General features: G+C 47.6%; 1 protein-coding gene. It reads left to right on the plus strand.

Going from position 1 to position 1,469, the window contains the following annotated elements; translation table 11 throughout:
• Positions 1–1,469 (plus strand): hypothetical protein (locus tag AB4Z08_RS35725; RefSeq protein ID WP_441578559.1); only part of this gene is annotated, 1,469 nt, incomplete at both ends.

Consider the following 1,469-nt stretch of genomic DNA (forward strand, 5'->3'; position numbering starts at 1 on the left):
AAAGCAAATGTGAACCAGATACATTGTAATGACTCCATCTTTACCATGGCGGCCAACAAGCCTACTGAATTTGGTGCTTACGGCGCGTGGACAGTGGTTGGTAAACCAACATGGGCGACTATTACCGACACCACTTTAAATACTACAAAGGTTAAAGTACTCGCGGGCCATACTGCTACACTGGTGTGGACTATTGCCAATGGTACCTGCGCCGCTACTACCGACACTGTGCTGTTGACCAATTACGATGTACCTGCTATTGCAAAAGCAAATGTGGATCAACTGCATTGTAACGACTCCATCTTCACGATGGCCGCTAACAAGCCTACTGAATATGGAGCATACGGTGCCTGGACGGTGGTTGGTAAACCTACATGGGCAACCATTACAGATACCACCTCAAATATCACCAAGGTGAAAGTCCTGGCTGGACATACTGCTACACTGGTATGGACTATCACTAACGGTACCTGCGCCGCTACTACCGATACCGTGCTGCTGACCAACTACGATGTACCTGCTGTTGCAAAAGCAAACGTGAATCAACTACATTGTAATGACTCCATCTTCACCATGGCAGCTAACAAGCCTACTGAATATGGCGCCAATGGTGCATGGACCGTGGTGGGCAAACCTACCTGGGCGACTATTACTGACACCACTTTAAATACTACAAAAGTTAAAGTACTGGCAGGACATACTGCTACACTGGTATGGACCATCTCCAACGGTACCTGCGCCGCTACTACCGACACCGTGTTGTTGACCAATTACGATGTACCTGCTGTTGCGAAAGCAAACGTGGATCAGTTACATTGTAATGACTCTATCTTCACCATGGCCGCTAACAAGCCTACTGAATATGGGGCTAATGGTGCGTGGACTGTAGTAGGTAAGCCAACATGGGCAACCATTACCGACACCACTTTAAATACTACAAAAGTTAAAGTACTCGCTGGCCATACCGCTACCCTGGTGTGGACTATTGCCAACGGTACCTGCGCCGCTACTACCGACACCGTGTTGCTGACTAACTACGATGTACCTGCTGTTGCGAAAGCAAACGTGGATCAGTTACATTGTAACGACTCTATCTTCACGATGGCCGCTAACAAGCCAACCGAATATGGAGCTAATGGCACCTGGACAGTAGTAGGTAAACCAACATGGGTAACTGTTACTGATACCACTTTAAATACTACAAAAGTTAAAGTACTCGCTGGCCATACCGCTACCCTGGTATGGACTATCTCCAACGGTACCTGCGCCGCTACTACCGACACCGTGTTACTGACCAATTACGATGTACCGGCAGTTGCGAAAGCAAATGTGAACCAGATACATTGTAATGACTCCATCTTTACCATGGCGGCCAACAAGCCTACTGAATTTGGTGCTTACGGCGCGTGGACAGTGGTTGGTAAACCAACATGGGCGACTATTACCGACACCACTTTAAATACTACAAA

Source organism: Chitinophaga sp. RAB17 (assembly GCF_052114225.1).
Lineage (GTDB): Bacteria > Bacteroidota > Bacteroidia > Chitinophagales > Chitinophagaceae > Chitinophaga.